This is a genomic window from Sporichthya brevicatena (genome assembly GCF_039525035.1).
In the GTDB taxonomy this organism is placed as follows: Bacteria; Actinomycetota; Actinomycetes; order Sporichthyales; family Sporichthyaceae; genus Sporichthya; species Sporichthya brevicatena.
The window spans coordinates 1-18,237 of sequence record NZ_BAAAHE010000026.1 but is presented as its reverse complement, the minus strand read 5'-3'; the positions used below and the strand labels follow the sequence as shown (position 1 = coordinate 18,237).

At 71.8% G+C, this 18,237-nt stretch carries 16 protein-coding genes and 4 tRNA genes; 6 read left to right on the top strand and 14 right to left on the bottom strand.

Annotated elements, in window-relative coordinates; translation table 11 throughout:
- Window positions 1–24: 24 nt before the first annotated feature.
- Genes ABD401_RS15700 through pgsA form a run of 4 tightly spaced genes read right to left on the bottom strand, consistent with a single transcriptional unit; the run spans window position 25 to window position 3,369 of the window.
- On the bottom strand, window positions 25–564 hold the full coding sequence (locus tag ABD401_RS15700; RefSeq protein WP_344606378.1) for a LemA family protein: 540 nt from the start codon (window positions 562–564) through the stop codon (window positions 25–27).
- Between the two features lie 11 nt (window positions 565–575).
- Window positions 576–1,760 (bottom strand): glycosyltransferase family 4 protein, encoded by a 1,185-nt coding sequence (locus ABD401_RS15695; RefSeq protein WP_344606376.1) that lies wholly within the window; start codon window positions 1,758–1,760, stop codon window positions 576–578.
- Window positions 1,760–2,722 (bottom strand): phosphatidylinositol mannoside acyltransferase, encoded by a 963-nt coding sequence (locus ABD401_RS15690; RefSeq protein ID WP_344606374.1) that lies wholly within the window; start codon window positions 2,720–2,722, stop codon window positions 1,760–1,762. The genes ABD401_RS15695 and ABD401_RS15690 overlap by 1 nt, the downstream gene beginning before the upstream one ends.
- Entirely contained in the window at window positions 2,719–3,369 is a 651-nt protein-coding gene (gene pgsA / locus ABD401_RS15685; protein ID WP_344606372.1) for a phosphatidylinositol phosphate synthase, read from the bottom strand. The genes ABD401_RS15690 and pgsA overlap by 4 nt, the downstream gene beginning before the upstream one ends.
- A 225-nt stretch (window positions 3,370–3,594) precedes the next feature.
- Between pgsA and ABD401_RS15680 the strand changes: the two genes are divergently transcribed.
- On the top strand, window positions 3,595–5,748 hold the full coding sequence (locus tag ABD401_RS15680) for an elongation factor G-like protein EF-G2 (RefSeq protein ID WP_344606371.1): 2,154 nt from the start codon (window positions 3,595–3,597) through the stop codon (window positions 5,746–5,748).
- A gap of 120 nt (window positions 5,749–5,868) precedes the next feature.
- Here the strand turns inward: ABD401_RS15680 and ABD401_RS15675 are convergent, their stop codons facing one another.
- From ABD401_RS15675 to ABD401_RS15645, 7 genes are all read right to left on the bottom strand, one after another.
- Window positions 5,869–7,245: a wax ester/triacylglycerol synthase family O-acyltransferase gene (locus ABD401_RS15675; protein ID WP_344606369.1), complete on the bottom strand. Its 1,377-nt coding sequence runs from the start codon at window positions 7,243–7,245 to the stop codon at window positions 5,869–5,871.
- A 102-nt stretch (window positions 7,246–7,347) separates the two neighbouring features.
- Entirely contained in the window at window positions 7,348–7,932 is a 585-nt protein-coding gene (locus ABD401_RS15670; protein WP_344606367.1) for an HIT family protein, read from the bottom strand.
- Window positions 7,932–9,896, bottom strand: a complete 1,965-nt coding sequence (gene thrS / locus ABD401_RS15665) for a threonine--tRNA ligase (RefSeq protein ID WP_425566180.1) — start codon at window positions 9,894–9,896, stop codon at window positions 7,932–7,934. The genes ABD401_RS15670 and thrS overlap by 1 nt, the downstream gene beginning before the upstream one ends.
- Before the next feature lie 85 nt (window positions 9,897–9,981).
- Window positions 9,982–10,416 (bottom strand): response regulator, encoded by a 435-nt coding sequence (locus tag ABD401_RS15660; RefSeq protein ID WP_028984963.1) that lies wholly within the window; start codon window positions 10,414–10,416, stop codon window positions 9,982–9,984.
- Window positions 10,417–10,419: 3 nt separating this feature from the next.
- The gene (locus ABD401_RS15655; RefSeq protein WP_344606362.1) at window positions 10,420–12,015 is read right to left on the bottom strand and encodes a sensor histidine kinase; all 1,596 of its coding nucleotides are present in this window, start codon (window positions 12,013–12,015) and stop codon (window positions 10,420–10,422) included.
- Window positions 12,012–13,208, bottom strand: coding sequence for a PP2C family protein-serine/threonine phosphatase (locus ABD401_RS15650; protein ID WP_344606360.1), 1,197 nt, complete (start codon window positions 13,206–13,208; stop codon window positions 12,012–12,014). Before ABD401_RS15650 ends, ABD401_RS15655 begins: the two co-directional genes overlap by 4 nt.
- Window positions 13,209–13,356: 148 nt before the next feature.
- Window positions 13,357–13,428, bottom strand: a tRNA-Val gene (locus tag ABD401_RS15645).
- A gap of 575 nt (window positions 13,429–14,003) precedes the next feature.
- Here ABD401_RS15645 and ABD401_RS15640 point away from each other — a divergent pair.
- Window positions 14,004–14,420, top strand: coding sequence for an SsgA family sporulation/cell division regulator (locus ABD401_RS15640; protein WP_033385126.1), 417 nt, complete (start codon window positions 14,004–14,006; stop codon window positions 14,418–14,420).
- 131 nt (window positions 14,421–14,551) lie between these two features.
- Here the strand turns inward: ABD401_RS15640 and ABD401_RS15635 are convergent, their stop codons facing one another.
- Both ABD401_RS15635 and ABD401_RS15630 read right to left on the bottom strand, forming a co-directional pair.
- On the bottom strand, window positions 14,552–15,379 hold the full coding sequence (locus ABD401_RS15635) for an aminotransferase class IV (protein ID WP_344606356.1): 828 nt from the start codon (window positions 15,377–15,379) through the stop codon (window positions 14,552–14,554).
- Window positions 15,376–16,422, bottom strand: coding sequence for a chorismate-binding protein (locus ABD401_RS15630; RefSeq protein ID WP_425566168.1), 1,047 nt, complete (start codon window positions 16,420–16,422; stop codon window positions 15,376–15,378). Before ABD401_RS15630 ends, ABD401_RS15635 begins: the two co-directional genes overlap by 4 nt.
- Before the next feature lie 125 nt (window positions 16,423–16,547).
- Here ABD401_RS15630 and ABD401_RS15625 point away from each other — a divergent pair.
- The 3 genes from ABD401_RS15625 (at window position 16,548) to ABD401_RS15615 (ending at window position 16,820) form a co-directional block, all read left to right on the top strand.
- Window positions 16,548–16,620, top strand: a tRNA-Gly gene (locus tag ABD401_RS15625).
- A 38-nt stretch (window positions 16,621–16,658) separates the two neighbouring features.
- Window positions 16,659–16,730, top strand: a tRNA-Cys gene (locus ABD401_RS15620).
- Window positions 16,731–16,745: 15 nt separating this feature from the next.
- Window positions 16,746–16,820, top strand: a tRNA-Val gene (locus ABD401_RS15615).
- Between the two features lie 49 nt (window positions 16,821–16,869).
- Here ABD401_RS15615 and ABD401_RS15610 read toward each other — a convergent pair.
- Entirely contained in the window at window positions 16,870–17,502 is a 633-nt protein-coding gene (locus ABD401_RS15610) for a class I SAM-dependent methyltransferase (protein ID WP_344606354.1), read from the bottom strand.
- A gap of 75 nt (window positions 17,503–17,577) precedes the next feature.
- Here ABD401_RS15610 and ABD401_RS15605 point away from each other — a divergent pair, with 75 nt between their 5' ends.
- Window positions 17,578–18,180, top strand: coding sequence for a hypothetical protein (locus tag ABD401_RS15605; RefSeq protein WP_344606352.1), 603 nt, complete (start codon window positions 17,578–17,580; stop codon window positions 18,178–18,180).
- The last annotated feature ends 57 nt before the right edge of the window (window positions 18,181–18,237 follow it).

Sequence of the window (18,237 nt, the reverse complement as noted above, 5' to 3'; positions counted from 1 at the left end):
CCGTCGGCCCGGTCCTCCGTCGGGTCAGAGCACGCGCGCGAGGCACTCCGGCGGGGCGTCGTCGCACTCGAACGTCAGCGGGGGCGGCGCGTGGCCGGCCAGGCGCAGGTACCGGACGTGACGCTTCGCGCGCAGCGCCCGGGCCGCGGCGACGGCGTCGTTGTGGAAGCGCCGGGCCATCCCGACCCGGCGGGCCGCGGCCTCGAGCTCGTCGACGAGCTGACGGCCGTCGCCGGTGCTGGTGAGTTCCTCGAGCTGCTCGGGCTGGTCGAGCGCCGCGCGCAGGGCTCGTGACAGGTCACTCTCGGCCGGCGGCCGATCGTCCCCCTCGGCCTGCCGCGCGGCGTGCGCGGCGTCGGCGATGAGGAGCGCGGAGGCCGGGTCGAGCAGCCCGGAGGTGGCCAGCTCCATCGCGACCGCCGAGCGGCGCACGAGCTGGGCGTCCAGGGCGGCGCGGGAGCTGTCCACGCGGGCGTGCAGCCGGTCGAGTCGGCCCGCGGTCCAGCTCAGGTAGACCCCGGCCAGCACCAGGGCGAGGACGAACCAGAGGACGTCGGGGTGCACGGCTGCCCGCGTCAGGTGGTGGACAGCCCGACCAGGCGCGCGAGGCGCTGGGTCCGGGTGTCCTCGACGACGCCGGTGGTCCCGGCGGTCACCGTCTCGTAGACGGCGACGACGTCGGCCGCGACCTGGGCCCAGTCGTAGCGCGCCACGGCCCGGGAGGCCTCGCCGGCGAGCACGGCGCGGCGGGCGGGGTCGTCGAGGAGGTCGGCGAGGGTCGCGGCGAGGGCGTCGGCGTCCCCGACGGGGAACAGCGCGCCGCAGGTGCCGTCCTCCAGGACCCGGCGGAAGGCGTCGATGTCGCTGGCGACGACGGGCGTTCCGGCGGACATGGCCTCGGTGAGGATGATGCCGAAACTCTCGCCGCCCGTGTTCGGCGCGACGTAGAGGTCGACCGAGCGGAGCATGCGCTCCTTCGCGGGCTCGTCGACCAGGCCGAGCATCGTGACCCGCTCGCGAACCGCCGGGGACATCGCCGCGAGTGCGGCGTCGGTGTCACCGGGACCGGCGACCAGGAGTCGCAGCCCCGGCCGGGTGCGGACGAGCTGCTCCATCGCCGCGGCGAGGATGTCGAAGCCCTTGCGCGGCTCGTCGAAGCGGCCGAGGAACCCGATCGCACCGCCCTCCCCCGGCCAGCCGGGCATCGGCTCGGCGCGGGCGAACCGGGCGAGCGCCACCCCGTTGGGGATCAGCACGGGGTCGCCGCCGAGATGCTCGACCAGAGTCTGCCGGGCGGGCTCGGAGACGGCGATGCGGGCCGAGATCTTCTCCAGCGTCGGCTGCAGCACGCCGTGGGCGGCCGCCATCGCGCGGGAGCGGCCGTTGCTCATGTGGAACGTCGCGACGATCGGGCCGCTCGCCCCCCAGCAGGCCAGCGCGCTGATGCTCGGGACGGTCGGTTCGTGGACGTGCAGGACGTCGAACCCGCCGTCGCGCACCCACCGCCGGACGCGCTTCTTCGTGACCGGGCCGAACGCCACCCGGGCGACGGATCCGTTGTAGGGCACCGGAATCGCCCGGCCGGTGGGCACCAGGTAGGGCGGGAGGTCGGAGGGCTCCCCCGGCTCCGGGATCTCCGCGGGAGCGAGGACCGAGACCTCGTGGCCCAGCGCGATCAGCGCCTCGGCGAGGTCGCGGACGTGGGCCTGCACCCCACCCGGGACCTCCCAGGCGTAGGGGCAGACCAGGCCGACCCGCATCAGGCGGACCTCTCCCGGCCGGAGCCGGCGGGCTGGCGCCGTGGCGACGCAGCGTGATGACGCAGCCTCAGATCGTCGACCCACAGGCGTTGCAGCATGTGCCAGTCGGCGGGGTGGGCGCGGATCGCGGCCTCGAAGACACCCGCGAGCGACTGGGTCATCGCGGCGACGCGCTCCGGCCGGCGGCCGTGGGTCGGCTGGTGGATCTTGGGATGGATCCGCAGGTGCATGACGTCGCCGTCGTACCACTGCGTCACCGGGACCAGGCCCGCGCCGGTGCTCACCGACAGCGCCGCCGGCCCGCCCGGCATCCGCGCGGTGTGACCGAAGAACTCGACCTCGATGCCGGACTCGGTCAGGTCCCGGTCGGCAACCAGCGCGACGAGCTTGCCGTCGCGGAGCCGACGGGCCAGGGTCGCGAACACCTCGACGCCGGACGTCTTGTCGAGCGGGAGGACCTCCATGCCGAGGTTCTGCCGGTACGACACGAAGGCGTCGTAGAGCTGAGGCGGATTCAGCCGCTCCGCGACGGTGGTGAACGGCATCCCCGCGCCCACGACCCAGGCGCCGGCGTGGTCCCAGTTCGCGCAGTGCGGAAGCGCGAGGACGACCCCGACGCCGAGGTCCAGCTCGGCGCGCAGGCCCTCCTCGCCCTCGACGCGGATGCGGCGCAGGACCTCGTCGGCGTCCCACGAAGGCATCCGGAAGACCTCGGACCAGTAACGCAGGTACGAGCGCATCGCGTCCCGGGAGAGCTCCCGCACGGCCGGGGTGTCCGGCGCGACGCCGAGCACGCGGGCGAGATTGCGTTCCAGCTGGACGACCCCGCGGCCACGCCGCCGCCAGGCGACGTCGGCGGCGCGACGGAAGCCCGCCCGGGCCACCGGCTCGGGCAGGTGGCGGACAACCCGCCACCCCGTCAGGTAGGCAGCGGCGCCGACGCGTTGCGCCAGCCCGGTCACGCGGGGCCCGGGTCGGTCGCCACCGGGGCCGCGGTGTTCGCCGCCGCGGCCAGAGCCTGCTTGCGGACCATCAGCATGCGCTGGAACAGGGTGATCGTGCTGGCGACGGCGAGGATGATCAGCGCCGCCCGCTGGACGCCCGGCACACCGACGCCCTGGAAGCCGCTCGCGACGAGGATCAGCACGAGCCGGTCGGACCGCTCGGCGATGCCGACGTTCGCGGTCATCCCGAGGCCCTCGGCCCGGGCCTTGGCGTAGGAGACGACGGATCCGGCGGCCAGGTTGTACAGGCACAGCGCGCAGAGCAGGTCGTTGTCCCCGCCGCCGGCGAACCACATCGCCAGGCCACCGAAGACCGCGGCGTCGCCGAACCGGTCGAGCGTGGAGTCCAGGTACGCGCCCCAGGTGGACGACCGCTCGGTCATGCGGGCCATCAGGCCGTCGATAATGTCGGAGAAGACGAAGGCCGTGATCACCATCGTCCCCCAGAAGAACTCACCCCGGGGGAACAGGAGCAGGGCACCGGCCATCACACCGAGCGTGCCGACGATCGTCACCACGTCCGGGCTGATGCCGAGGCGCACCAGAGCGCGCGCGATCGGCGTGAAAATGCGGCCGAACAACGCTCGCGCGTACTTGTTGAGCATCGTTCTCCCGGTCCTCCGCTGCCGGGGGCAATGGTAGTCAGCGGCCCCCGGACCGCCCCGCGGGCCACGCGGGCCGCCCGGAAATCCCCCCGGACCCCCCTTGTCCCGTCCCCGAACTCGGAGGAAGCTGCCAGGACGCACGGGCGCGTGATCCGGACCGGAAACTGCCCCGAGAGCGACTTTGCGAGAGGACTGCGCGCCCCCTGGGTCACGAGGAGGTGGCGCATGGCCGACAAGTCCAACACTCCGAACGCCGGCAGGGCACCGGAGGCCGACCAGCCCGGACGCATCCGCAACGTGGTGCTGGTCGGCCACACGGGAGCCGGCAAGACGACGCTCGTGGAGTCCCTGCTACTCGCGACAGGCAATCTGACCCGGCTCGGCCGGGTCGAGGACGGCACCACCGTCAGCGACTTCGACGAGGCCGAGATCCGGCAGCAGCGGTCGGTCAACCTCTCGCTCGAACCGCTCGTGGTGAACGAGCCCGACGGGCCCATCAAGATCAACCTGCTCGACACCCCCGGGTACGCCGACTACGTCGGCGACCTGCGTGCGGGTCTCCGCGCCGCCGACGCCGCGCTGTTCATCATCTCCGCGGCCGAGGACATCGACGGCACGACCAAGATGCTGTGGGACGAGTGCGCCGCCGTGGGCATGCCCCGGGCGGTGGTCGTCACCAAGCTCGACAACGGGCGCACGAACTTCGACGGCGTCATCGCCATGTGCCAGGACGCGTTCGGCGACAACGTCCTGCCGGCGTACCTGCCGCAGCTCGGCGCCGACGGCGTCCAGACCGGTCTGGTCGGCCTGCTCTCGCAGTGCGTGTACGACTACTCGTCGGGGACGCGGAGCGAGTCGAAGGCCTCCGAGGAACTGCGGATGGAGATCGAGGACGCCCGGAACACGTTCATCGAGGGGATCATCGCCGAGAGCGAGGACGAGACCCTGATGGACCGTTACCTCGGCGGTGAGGACATCGACCTCAAGGTGTTCATCGACGACCTCGAGACCGCGGTCGCGCGCGGTTCCTTCTACCCGGTGCTGCCGGTCAACCCGATGAACGGCGTCGGGGTGACCGAGCTGCTCGAGGTCATGACCCAGGCCTTCCCGTCACCGCTGGAGCACCCGGTGCCCACGGTGACCACCATCGACGGGCAGCCCGGCCCGGCGCTGACGTGCGACCCGAACGGGCCGCTCGTCGCGGAGGTCGTGAAGACCACGTCGGACCCGTACGTCGGCAAGATCTCGCTGGTGCGCATCTTCTCCGGCACGATCCACGCCGACCAGACCGTCCACGTGTCGGGGCACTTCCTGGCGGACCGCGGCCACGACGACCACGACATCGACGAGAAGATCGGCGCCCTCACGTGCCCCTTGGGCAAGACCCAGCGCGCGATCCAGTCCGCCGTCGCGGGCGACGTGGTCGCGGTGGCGAAGCTGACGAAGGCGGAGACCGGCGACACCCTCTCCAGCAAGGAACAGCCGCTGCTCATGCAGCCCTGGACCATGCCGGAGCCGCTGCTGCCCGTCGCGGTCGTCGCGAAGTCGAAGGCCGACGAGGACAAGCTCTCCCAGGGCCTGAACCGGCTCCTGGCCGAGGACCCGACCCTGCGGCTGGAGCACAACACCGACACCCACCAGCTCGTCCTGTGGTGCATGGGTGAGGCGCACCTCGACGTTCTGATGGACCGTCTGACGAACCGGTACGGCGTGGCCGTCGACAGCGTCCCGTTGAAGGTGTCGCTGCGGGAGACGTTCGCGTCCAAGGGCGAGGGCCACGGCCGGCACGTCAAGCAGTCCGGCGGGCACGGCCAGTACGCGGTCTGCGACATCACCGTCGAGCCCCTGCCCTCGGGCTCCGGGTTCGAGTTCGTCGACAAGGTCGTCGGCGGCGCGGTCCCGCGGCAGTTCATCCCGTCGGTGGAGAAGGGCGTACGCACCCAGATGGAGCGCGGCGTCATCGCCGGCTACCCGGTGCAGGACATCCGCGTGACGCTCCACGACGGGAAGGCCCACAGCGTCGACTCCTCCGACATGGCGTTCCAGACCGCGGGCGCGCTCGCACTCAAGGACGCGGCGGAGAAGGCGCAGGTGACCCTGCTGGAGCCGGTGGACGAGGTGGCCGTTCTCGTCGCCGACGACTACGTCGGCGCGATCATGGGCGACTTCTCGACCCGTCGGGGCCGCGTGCTCGGCTCCGAACCCGTCGGGTCGAGTGGGCGGACGAAGATCCTGGCCGAGGTGCCGCAGATCGAGATCTGCCGCTACGCGATCGACCTCCGCTCCCTCTCCCACGGCACCGGCACGTTCAGCCGCAAGTACGTCCGCCACGAACCGATGCCGAGCCACATCGCGGAGAAGGTCCGCGCCGCGGAGTAGCCGCACCAGCCCCAGCGATACCACTGGGGGTGACACCCTTTCTGGCGCCAGAAAGGGTGTCACCCCTTCTTGTTACTGCGCAGTAAGGGGTGTCACCCTTTCTTCACATCGAGGGGGGCGTCAGCGCGGGGCGGGAACCTTCACCGCGGGGGCGCGGAGTCCGGCGACGGTGCGCAGGACGGCGAGCTCGGCGGGGACGGCGGCGGCGAGCTGCTCCGGGTTCGGGACGACGACCGGGTCGACGCTGAAGCCGACGTGCATCCGGCCGGCGTAGCTGGAGCACCCGATCGCGAGCGGCTGGTTGGGGCCGAGCGGGGCGAGCGGGTAGACCTCGATTATCGGGGCGCCGCCGAGGCGCAGCGGGCGCGGGACCGGGACGGTCGTGAGCAGCATGTCGAACAGCTTCGACGCGGTCTGGGCGACCGTGGGCCCCCCGAGCCGGACGACGGCCGGCGGGAGCAGGTTCGTCAGACCGGCCAGCGCGCCCGCGCCCCCCTCGGGTCCCACCGCGCGGTGCCGGCCCATCTCCTCGGAGACGGCGCGGATGCGCTCGACCGGGTCGGCGACGTGGACGGGGAGATCGAGCAGGAACGCCGAGAACGAGTTGCCCGAGCCGCTGCCGGGCTCGCGCTCACGGGCGACCGGCACGAGGGCGCGCAGGCGCAGGTCGTCGGGGCGGTAGTGGTGGTTCTGCAGCCAGGTCCGGAGCGCGCCGGCGACGACGCCGATCGCGATGTCGTTGACGCTCCCCCGCGCGACGCCGCGCAGGCCCCGCAGATCCTCGAGTGTGACGGTCGTGGTCGTGAACGCGCGCGCCGACGAGACGACGGTGTCGAACGGGAACCCCGGGCCGGCGGTGGTCATGTGGGTGATCACGCCGGTCGCGGTCGACAGCGCCCGGGCCGCGGTCCGCGCCAGAGCGGGCGGGTCGGCGAGCCCGGCCAGCGGGCCGAGCAGGCGCCGCGGGTCCAGGCCGGGCCGCGGAGTGGCGCCCGGGCCGGGCGCCGGGGCCGGGACGTGGTCGGGAGACCCGTTGTCGGAGAGGGCGTACGCCAGCCCGCCGGTGCCGAGTCCGTCGAGGAACGCGTGGTGCACCTTGAACAGGAGCCCCGCGCGTCCGTCGGCGAGGCCGTCGAGGAGGTGGACCTCCCACAGCGGGCGGTTCCGGTCGAGCTGCGTGGCCATCGTGCGCGCGACCCAGGCGTTCAGCTCCGCGGGCTCGCCCGAGCCCACCGCGTGGTGCAGACGCACGTGCTGCTCGACGCGGAAATCCGGGTCCTCGACCCAGCTCGCGCCGACCACCGGGAACAGTTCCGAGCGCAGCCGGCGGCGCAGGCGTGGGATGACGGCCGCCCGCTCGCGCAGCAGGGCGAGGAGGGTGGCCGAGTCGACGTCGGCGGCGTCGAGCACCGCAACGGCGCCGATGGTCATCGGCGTCGCGGGCGACTCCAGACTCAGGAACGAGATGTCGAGCGGACTCAGCGTCCAGGCGGCCACGGCGGCTTCCCCCCTTCCGTCGTCGTCGAGCTCAGCGTAGGACCGCGCCGTGACGACGCCGTAACAGCCGGGTGAACGTCGGCCCGATCTCACCCGGACGGGTCAGGAGCCCCAGGACGCGGTGTCGTCGGCCGGCCAGGCCTCGGTGAGCACGGTGCGGGTGTCGCCGAGGAGCTGCGGCAGCACCTTGGTGTGCCCGACGACCGGCATGAAGTTCGTGTCGCCACCCCAGCGCGGGACCACGTGCTGGTGGAGGTGCGCCGCGATGCCCGCGCCCGCCACCGTGCCCAGGTTCATGCCGACGTTGAAGCCGTGCGCCCCCGTGGCGGTGCGCAGCGCGACCAGGGCCTGCCGGGTCAACTCGGCGACCTCGGCCGACTCCGCGGCGGTCAGGTCCGCGTAGTCCGCGACGTGCCGGAACGGGACGATCATCAGGTGCCCGGGGTTGTACGGGTACAGGTTCAGGACGACGTAGGCCGACTTCCCCCGCCGCAGGATCAGGCCCTCGGCGTCGTCGAGGCTCGGGATCCGGCAGAACGGGCAGCCCGCGGCCTCGGTGCCCTCCGCCCGGTTCTCGCCCTTGATGTAGGCCATCCGGTGCGGGGTCCACAGGCGCGCGAACGAGTCCGCGATGCCGACGCCGTCCTGCTCCTCCGGCGCCGGCGCTCCCTGTTCCTGACCCCCCATCAGACCTGAATGCGGTCGCGGACCGCGGCGACGATCTCGGCGACGGCATCAGCCACCGGGACGGTGTTCTTCTGCTCGCCGTTGCGGTAGCGGAACGAGACCGCACCCGCCTCGACGTCCTCGTCGCCCGCGAGCAGCATGAAGGGGATCTTCTGCTTCTGGGCGTTGCGGATCTTCTTCTGCATCCGGTCGTCGGCCTCGTCGACCTCGGCGCGGATCCCCTGCGCCGTCAGCTGCGCCACGACCTCGCGCAGGTGCGGGACGTGCGCGTCACCGATCGGGATGCCGACGACCTGGACCGGCGCGAGCCAGGGAGGGAACGCGCCCGCGTAGTGCTCGACGAGGACGCCGAAGAAGCGCTCGATCGAGCCGAACAGCGCGCGGTGGATCATGACCGGCCGCTGGCGGGTGCCGTCGCCGGACTGGAACTCGAGCTCGAACCGCTCGGGCAGGTTGAAGTCGAGCTGGATGGTCGACATCTGCCAGGTGCGGCCGATCGCGTCCTTGGCCTGGACCGAGATCTTCGGGCCGTAGAACGCCGCCCCGCCCGGGTCCATGACGAGCTCGAGGCCCTCGGAGAGCGCGACCTCGCGCAGGACCTCGGTCGCCTCCTCCCAGTCCTCGTCGGTGCCGACGAACTTCACCGGGTCCTTCGTCGAGAGCTCGAGGTAGAAGTCGTCGAGGCCGTAGTCGCGGAGCAGATCGAGCACGAAGCGCAAAGTCGAGATCAGCTCGTCCCGCATCTGCTCGCGGGTGCAGTAGATGTGCGCGTCGTCCTGGGTGAATCCGCGGGCCCGGGTGAGGCCGTGCACCACACCGGACTTCTCGTTCCGGTACACGGTGCCGAACTCGAACAGCCGCAGCGGCAGCTCGCGGTAGGAACGCCCGCGGCTGCGGAAGATCAGGTTGTGGAACGGGCAGTTCATCGGCTTGAGGTAGTAGTCCGCGCCGTCCATCTCCATCGGCGCGAACATGCCCTCGGCGTACCAGTCGAGGTGCCCGGAGACCTCGAACAGGTGCCCCTTGGTGATGTGCGGGGTGTTGACGAACTCGTAGCCCGCCTCGACGTGCCGCTGCCGCGAGTAGTCCTCCATCACGCGGCGGATCACGCCGCCCTTCGGGTGGAAGACCGCGAGGCCGGACCCGATCTCGTCCGGGAACGAGAACAGGTCGAGCTCGACGCCGAGCTTGCGGTGGTCGCGCTTGGCGGCCTCCTCGAGCCGGGTCTGGTAGTCCTTCAGCGCATCGCGGGTGTCCCACGCGGTGCCGTAGACCCGCTGCAGCTGCGGGTTCTTCTCACTCCCCCGCCAGTACGCAGCGGCGCTGCGCATGAGCTTGAACGCGGGGATGTGCCCGGTGGTCGGGACGTGCGGACCCCGGCAGAGGTCCTTCCACGCCAGCGACCCGTCCTTGCGGTGGTTGTCGTAGATGGTGAGCTGGCCGGCGCCGACCTCGACGTTCGCGCCCTCGGCCGCCTCCCCGCCGCTGCCCTTGAGGCCGATCAGCTCGAGCTTGTACGGCTCGGTCGCCAGCTCAGTGCGTGCGTCGTCGTCGGAAACCTCGCGCCGGCTGAAGGTCTGACGCTCCTTCACCAACTCCTGCATGCGCTTCTCGAGGCGCTTGAGGTCCTCCGGGGTGAACGGGTTCTTGACGTCGAAGTCGTAGTAGAACCCGTTCTCGATCGGCGGACCGATGCCGAGCTTCGCCTCGGGGAACAGCTCCTGGACCGCCTGGGCGAGAACGTGGGCGCACGAGTGCCGGACGATCGCGAGACCCTCCGGGGAGTCGTTGCGGATGCCCTCGACCTCGTCCCCGGCGTCCACGACGTGGGTGAGGTCCCGGGCGACACCGTTCACCTTCGCCGCGATGACGGCCCGGTCCTCGGCGAACAGGTCGGCGGCCGTCGTCCCGGCCGGCACCGATCGCTGCGCTCCGGCAACGGTGATGCTGACCTCGGACACGATGAACTCCTGACCTGTTGTTCGGTGACTGGTTCGGTGCTCCCACGACGGCCGCGGGGCGGCCACCGATGCTATCCAGCGGTGATCGTCACGGCCGAGGCAGTTTCACCACACCGACGAAGAAGTCGTCGATCTGCCGGACGACCCGGATGAACTGCTCGAAGTCGACCGGCTTGGTCACGTACGCGTTCGCGTGGAGCCGGTAGCTCGAGAGGATGTCCTCGTTCGCGCCCGAGGTGGTCAGGACCACCACCGGGATGTGCGCGAGCTTCTCGTCCGCCTTGATCTCGGCGAGGACCTCCCGCCCGTCCTTCTTCGGCAGGTTGAGGTCGAGCAGGATCAGGTCGGGGTACGGGGCGTCGGCGTACTTGCCCTCCCGCCGGAGGAAGGCCAGGGCCTCCACGCCGTCGGTGACCACGTTGAGGTTGTTCTTCACCTTGTTGTCGGCGAAGGCCTCGCGCGTCATCAGCACGTCACCGGGGTCGTCCTCGACCAGCAGGACCTCGATCAGGTCGGCCACCATCACTCACACCTCTCCGTTGGCGGCTGCGATCGCGGCCGCCGTGCTGACGGGCGCCGGCTCCACCGGCAGGGTCCAGTGCACGACACTGCCCGGGGCACCGTTCCGATCGGTGTCCAGCCAGATCCGCCCACCGTGGTACTCGACGATCTTCTTGCACAGGGACAGGCCGATGCCGGTCCCCGTGTACTGATCCTTGCTGTGCAGCCGTTGGAAGATCACGAAGATCCGCTCGGCGTACTGGGGGTCGATCCCGATCCCGTTGTCCTCGCACCGGAAGTGCCAGAACTCCCCCTCGCGTTCGGCGCTGACCCGGATCCGGGCGGGCCGCTCGGGGGCGCGGAACTTGATCGCGTTGCCGATCAGGTTCTGGAACACCTGGGTCAGCAGCGCCTCGTCGCCCGGCACCGTCGGCAGCTCGCCGATCTCGATCTCGGCGCCCGCCTCCTCGCGGGTCTGGTCGAGGGCGTCCGCCGCGCGCCGGGCGACCTCGGCGGTGTCGACCGGGACCATCGCGTCGGTGAACCGACCGACGCGGGAGAAGGCGAGCAGGTCGTTGATCAGCTGCTGCATCCGCTTGGCGCCGTCGACGGCGAACTCGATGTACTGGTCGGCGCGCTCGTCGAGCTGCCCCTGGTACCGCCGTTGGAGCATCTGACAGAAACTCGCCACCTTGCGCAGCGGCTCCTGCAGGTCGTGGGAGGCGACGTAGGCGAACTGCTCGAGCTCCTCGTTGGAGCGCCGGAGGTCGTCGGCCTGCAGCGAGAGCACCTCGGCCTGGGCGCGGAGCTCGTCCTCCGCCCGACGGGCCTCGGCGAGAGCCTCGGCCAGCTGGCGGCGCATCTCCTCGACGTCGGTCCCGAGCCGGCGAATCTCGGCCGGTCCGCTGACGCTGACCGGCCGGCCGAACTCGCCGCGGGCCACGACCCGGGTCTCGCCGCCGAGCCGGTCGAGCGGGGTCAGCACGAGCCGCCGCAGCGCGAACCACACCGCGAACCCGGCGAGCACGGCGGCCGCCGCGGCCAGGAGGCCGAAGATCCGGAGCCGGCTCATCTCGTCGCTCACCCGGTCCCGGGCGAGGACGCGCTCGGTGCTGAGCGAGGCGTTGAGGTCGTCGAACTCCTGGCGGATCTCGTCGAAGCGCGCCTGCCCGACGTCCTCGTTCGGACGCTGCCCGGGCCGGCCGCTGCGGACCGCCGCGATCGCCTTGTCCGCGTACTCGGTCCGCCAGCGTTCCCCGGCCCGGTCGATCGCGTCGAGCGCCTCGGCCACCTGCGGACGGTCGCCGAGCAGCCGACGGATGTCCGCGGCGTCGGCCTCCGCGGTCCGGCGGCCCTCGGTGTACGGCCGCAGGGCGCTGTTCTCGCCCGAGAGCACGAAGCCGCGGACGCCGGTCTCCTGGTCCAGGTACGCCGCCGCAAGCGACTCGGCGCTGATACGAGCGGGTGAAATCTCGTCGACAAGTGCGTCGACGTCGTCGTTCACCCGATTCAGCTCACCGGCGACGATCGCCGCCCCGACGAGGACCAGCAGGAGAAGGACCAGGAGCACGAACCGCAGACCGGCGCGGAGGGTCCGCGGCCGCAGCCGGGCGGGGATCACGGGGCCGCCTCGCTCGCGCAGTCCGAGAGGACGAGCACGGCGAGGTCGTCGGCGAGCGCGCCGCGGTTCAACTCCCGGACGCGGTCGAGCAGCGCAGTGAGCCACTCGTCCGGCGGTCGCTCCCCCGCCCGGGCGTCCGCGAGCAGCGCCTTGAGGCCCTCGACGCCGAGCCGCTCACCGTCGGAGCCGGTCAGGCCCTCGATGAGACCGTCGGTGAACAGCATCAGCCGCCAGCCGGGTTCGAGCGAGAGCTCGCCCGGTACCCAGTGTTCGTCCTCGAGGACACCCAGCGGAGCGCCGACGGGCAGCTCGGACGCCGCTCCCCCGAGCGGAACCGGTGCCGGGTGCCCGGCGAGGTAGACCCGGGCACTGCGCCGATCGGGGGTGATGCACACCATGCAGGCGGTCGCGAAGACCTCCTCCGCGGAGCGCTCGTGGACGAGCACCTGGGCCGTCAGCGGCAGGATCCGGTCCTCGGCGGTGCCGGCCAGGACGAGGGTCCGCCACGCGACGCGCAGGCAGACCCCGAGTGCGGCCTCGTCCGGCCCGTGGCCGCTGACGTCGCCGATCATCGCGAACAGCGAGCCGTCCTCGCACTGGACGATGTCGTAGAAGTCGCCCCCGAGCAGCGCCCGGTCCCGGCCGGGGCGGTACCGCTGGCGGACCTCCACCGAGGCGTCGTGGACGAGCGGGGTCGGGAGCAGGCCGCGCTCCAGGCGGGTGTTCTCCGCCGCCCGGGCCTCGGCCTGGGCCAACTCGCGGGCGGTGTCCTGGGCGGCGCGCCGCTCGATCGCGTAGCGGACCGCCCGGCCGAGCAGCTCCGGGTCGACCTGGCTCTTGTTCAGGTAGTCCTGCGCGCCCCGGGAGACGGCCTCACTGCCCTTGGCCGAGTCGGAGAAGCCGGTCAGGACGATCACCGCCGCGCGCGGGGCCGCGGCGAGCACGCGTTCCAGACCGTCGAAGCCGGCCGTGTCGGGGAGCACCAGGTCGAGCAGAACGCAGCGGGTGTCCGCGCTGAGCACGTCCACGGCCTCGCCGATCGAGCGCACCCAGAGGACGGAGAGGTCGGGCTCGACCTCGTCGAGCATGTCCCGGACCAGCGTCGCGTCGCCCGGGTCGTCCTCGACCAGCACCAGCTGCATCTTGGGGTCGAAGGCCGGCGCGGCGGTCGGCGGTGTCAGCGCCGCGTCCACGTCATCTCCCGAGCCCTTCGATCCAGACAGACGGTCGGACGACCGAAGCCCGGGGCGGTCCTGGTGACCGTCGTGCTCGTTCGCGGGCCTCGGGACTGGGCCCCGGGGCGGAACCTCGGACTCGGCGTCACGGGGACGCTTCGTCGCGTGGGCGATACTGGGTTCGAACCAGTGACCTCCCCGGTGTGAGCGGGGCGCTCTCCCGCTGAGCTAATCGCCCGGGATGAGGAGCGCCACCATACCGGAGCCCCGCTCACCCGCGGAGAACCGCCCGGGTGCACCGCCGGGAGTGCTCCCGGCGGCCAGAAAGTGTCGGTCGGGCCCCCGCTGCTCATGACAATGGCACTGGATTCCACACGCCAAGCGGAGTTCAAACTTCGCTGGACCATGATCGACAACGGCCCAGGCCAAGTGCCCTATTAGCGCGCTGCGGGGGTGTTCGACCGCACCGCGTCCCGGCACCCTCCGCGAGCCCGTCATGCCAGGTGCGTCCGTATTCACGCAGGACAATGCGGCACAAATCGGACACGTTCGATTCCGCGCCGTAGCGGGAATAGATCTTGCTCGGGCCGACGCCGCCCGACGTTGCCCGGACATTGCGTTTCCGCGCGGCCGTTGCCCTCGAAGAATCATGGCGATACACAGTGACCTGAGGTTGCGACGGACGTTGTACAGCGTGAACCACCACAGCACGGCGAGGTTTGACTCCCCGGGGCCGGCAGCGGCAACGCAGCCCCCGTTCCGGAGAGGCCGGGCAAACCGCCGAGCACCATTCGAGAGAGGTACGGCACGCAGATGAAGGCAGAGTCTTCGGTCACCTGCGAGCTTCGCTTGCGCCTTCTGGTCGCAGGCGACGCAGCCCTGCCGGTCCCCGCGGCGCTGCGGTACGACCTTGCAGATCCCTACGCCATCCACGCCACGTTCCACGCGGCGGGCGACACGGTCGAGTGGGTCTTCGCCCGCGACCTGCTCGCGGCTGGTCTGCGCGACGACGCCGGTCTCGGCGACGTCCGCGTGTGGCCCTCCAGCGAGGCCGGTGTGCAGGTCGTCTACATCTCCCTGAGCTCGCCGGAGGGCGAGGCTCTGCTGGAGGCCCCCGCGCCCGAACTGTCCACCTTCCTGGACCGCACCTACGCGACGGTGCCGGCCGGCTCGGAGTCCATGCACCTGGACATCGACGCCGCGCTCACGCAGCTGATCGCCGAGAGCTGAGGCTCCGCGGGTCCGGCCCCGCGCGCAACGAACCCACGGTGGGGCGTCCTTCGGGACGCCCCACCGTCGTTGTGCCGGGCCAGATGATCTTGAACAGTCGATCTTGTGACGAATGATCAGATAATGATCTTTCAGATCGGATCGGGATCGTTCGCCGCATTCCGGGCGAACACCTCCGCGATCGCCGTCGTGACGGGCCCGGGCGCAGTCGGCAACTGACGGCCGTTCACGGCAGCGACGCCCTGGACGTCACGCGTCGACGAGGTCACGAAGACCTCGTCGGCGGTGTCGAGGTCGGCGGGCGTCAGGCGTTCCTCACGGACCTCCGGGCACCACGCGAGCACGAGTGCCCGGGTGACGCCGGCGAGGCAGCCGGAGGTCAGCGGAGGCGTGCGCACGACGCCGTCGTGGACGACGAAGACGTTCGTCGCGGTGCCCTCGCAGAGCTCGCCGATCGTGTTCGCGAACAGCGCCTCTCCGGCCCCCGCGGAGTGCGCGTGCGCGAGGGCGACGACGTTGTCGCCGTAGGACGTCGTCTTCACGCCGGCGACCGCCGAGCGTTCGTTGCGGACCCACGGGACGACCACGACCGACTCGGTCGGGGGCCACGGCGACATGGGTGACGCGGCGACCACAAGGGTCGGTTCGGCGTCCCCGCGCCCGGACCCGAGCGGGGCCTCGCCGCCGGTGAGCGTGATGCGCACTCTGCCCGGATTCGACCCGAGTTGTGCGCAAACGTCGGCCACCGCGGTCCGGACCACGGTGTCGTCGGGTACGGGCAGTCCCATCGCCGTGGCGGACGCGGCCAACCGGGTGAGATGCCGGGTGAGAGCGAACGGCGTTCCGTCGACGACCTTCGTCGTCTCGAACACCCCGTCGCCGACCGTGAAGCCGTGGTCGAAGACCGACACCGTCGCGGCGTCGCGATCGACCATCGCGCCGTTGACCCAGACCTTCACGTCACTCCTCCACGGATCGTGCCGACGACCTCCGGTGCGCCCGAGGCCAGGCCCAGGAGGCGCTCGGCCTTGAGTTCGGTCTCGGCCCACTCGGCGGCCGCGTCGGAGCCCCAGGTGATGCCGGCGCCGGTGCCGAAGCAGAGGACGTCGCCGGTGCGCCAGAACGTCCGGATGGCGACCGCGAGGGACCCGGTGCCGGCGTCGGCGTCCACCCACCCGAGGGCGCCGCAGTAGGGCCCGCGCGGCACCGGCTCGTAGTCGCGGATGACGTCGAGGGCGGCCAGCTTCGGGGCGCCGGTGACCGAGCCCGGGGGGAACGTCGCGGCGAGGAGGTCGGGCCACCCCGCGTCGGCCCGGAGACGGCCGCGGACGGTCGAGACGAGGTGGACGAGCCCGGGGTGCGGTTCGACCGCGCAGAGCGCCGGGACGGTCACGGAGCCGGTCTCGCAGACGCGGCCGAGGTCGTTGCGGACGAGGTCGACGATCATCACGTTCTCGGCCCGGTCCTTCTCGCGAAGGTCCGCGCTCCCCCGGCCGGTGCCCTTGATCGGGCTGGACTCGACGACGCGCCCCGAGCGGCGCAGGAACAGCTCCGGCGAGGCTCCGGCGACGTGGACGTCGTGGGCGGGCAGCCGGAGCAGCCCGGCGTGCGGGGCGGGGTTGCCGGAGGCCAGGCGGGCCGCCAGACCGGTGACGTCCGCCCGCGCGGGGTCGGGCAGCGGCGCGGAGACGATCCGGCAGAGGTTGGCCTGGTAGACCTCGCCCGTTGCGATGCGGGCGCGGATGGCGTCGACGGCGGCGGTGTAGGCCGGCTCGTCCAGCGAGGACGTCCAGCCCTCCCGGCGCGGGCCGACCCACGGGCCGGGTTCCGGGGCCCCCGGCCGGACGTCGGAGAACCGGGCGCAGGTGATCCGACCCTCGAAGGTCGCGAGCACCGCCCAGAAGCCCTCGGACTCCAGGGCCGCCGGGTCGTCGGTGACGTCGACGAGACCCCGGGCGACGACTCCACCACCACTGAACAGCGGTTCGTCCGCGGCGCTCACCTGCGGCAACCTACTCCGCTCCCCCGACCGGACGACTCAACGTGGAGGTTGTTGAGAACCAGTGCGACGGATGGGCTATTGTTCTGACCGCACCGCAGAGATCCCACCGGATCGAAGCGGATCGCGCGGACGTGGCTCAGTTGGTAGAGCATCACCTTGCCAAGGTGAGGGTCGCGGGTTCGAATCCCGTCGTCCGCTCGAAGGTGGCCGACGGGCTACCCCAGGGCAACACCCCTGGCCGGATGGCCGAGTGGCTTAGGCAAGGGCCTGCAAAGCCCTGTACGCGGGTTCGATTCCCGCTCCGGCCTCGTATCCACCATCCCGGGCGTTTAGCTCAGCGGGAGAGCGCTTCCCTGACACGGAAGAGGTCACTGGTTCAATCCCAGTAACGCCCACCAAAACATGCGTCAGCCCCGGTCCTCGACCGGGGCTGTCGCATTTCTCGGGTCAGACGCGGCGCGCGAGCAGGACGTCGTCGGGGATGTCGGGGCCGTCGTACCCGGGTGGTTGGCGGCGGGGGCGGAGGCCGCGGGTCTCGACGGTCCAGGTCTCGTCCAGGGCAGCGGCGAAGTCGGCCGGCAGCAGGTAGTCGTCGGGTTCCATGCCCTCCGGCAGACGGTTGTGCGCCCGGACGGCGGCCAGATCGTGGCCGACGACCAGGAGGCGGCCGTCCGGGACCACGAGGCCGAGGATCGTGGCCAGCAGGGCACCGTCCGCGTCCTTGCGGAGCGCCGGGTAGTGGAGCGAGACAAGGTCGAACGGGCCCGACGGCAGGTTCTCCGCGAGGTCGGCCACCACCCAGGTGATCGGCAGGTCGCCGGCCTTCTCCCGCGCCCGCGCGACCGCGACCTCGGAGATGTCCAGCGCAGTGACGTCCCACCCGCGGGCGGCGAGCCAGATCGCGTCGGCACCTTCGCCGCAGCCGGCGTCGAGGGCGCGGCCGGGCGGCAGGTCGGACACGAGGTCGACGAGCGCGGAGTTCGCGTGGCCGCTCCACCGCTGCTCGACCTCGCCGTAGCGGGCGTCCCAGGACTCCGCGGTGTCGTAGCTCTCCGGCGCCTCGCCATGATGGGTGCTCATGCCGTTGACGGTAAGAACCGCGCCGGCACGGCGGCAACCGATGTTGCGGGAACAGCAACACGACCAGGAGGACCAGTGTCAGAGGCTCGGCCCCGGTACACCGTGTGGATCGACGCCCCCGCCGGTTGGGTCCCCGTCCCCGCCGGCGGCACCGATCCCGGGCCCTGGGCCGCCGAGACCGCCCAGCAGTTCTGGGACGCCGCCGCCCCGGACCGCGCGACGCCGGGCGCGATCGCCGACACCGCCGCCGTCCTCGCCGCCCGCGCCCGCGACTGCCAGACCCGGACCTGGATCCACGCCCTGCTCCGCCTCACGAGCCCGGAGGCGCCGCCCGCGATGACGGCAGAGCTCCAGTTACTCGTCCCCGAGGGGCCCGACGACCCGTTCACCGTCGACGCGTTCTCCGCCGCCCTCGTGAAGCGCAACCGTCGGGCGGTCGTCAATCGCGAGCAGCTGCCGGCCGGCCCCGCCGTCCGGTGCCTGCGCCCGACCCGCGGACCTCGCGAAGGCCTCCGCCGCCCGACTCTCACCCAGGTCGTCCACGGCATCTTCCCGCCGCAGCTGCAGCGCGAAGGCCTCGTCCTCGTCACCACCGGCACCGGGCTGACCAAGGGCTCCCCCGCCCTCGCCGAGGTCGACGAGCTCGCCACGCGCATCAGCGTCGAGGTCCTCGCCTAGGACTCTCCTGAACAAAGCCGTTCTCGCGGTCTATTCGGAGCGCGGGCGACGCGCCGG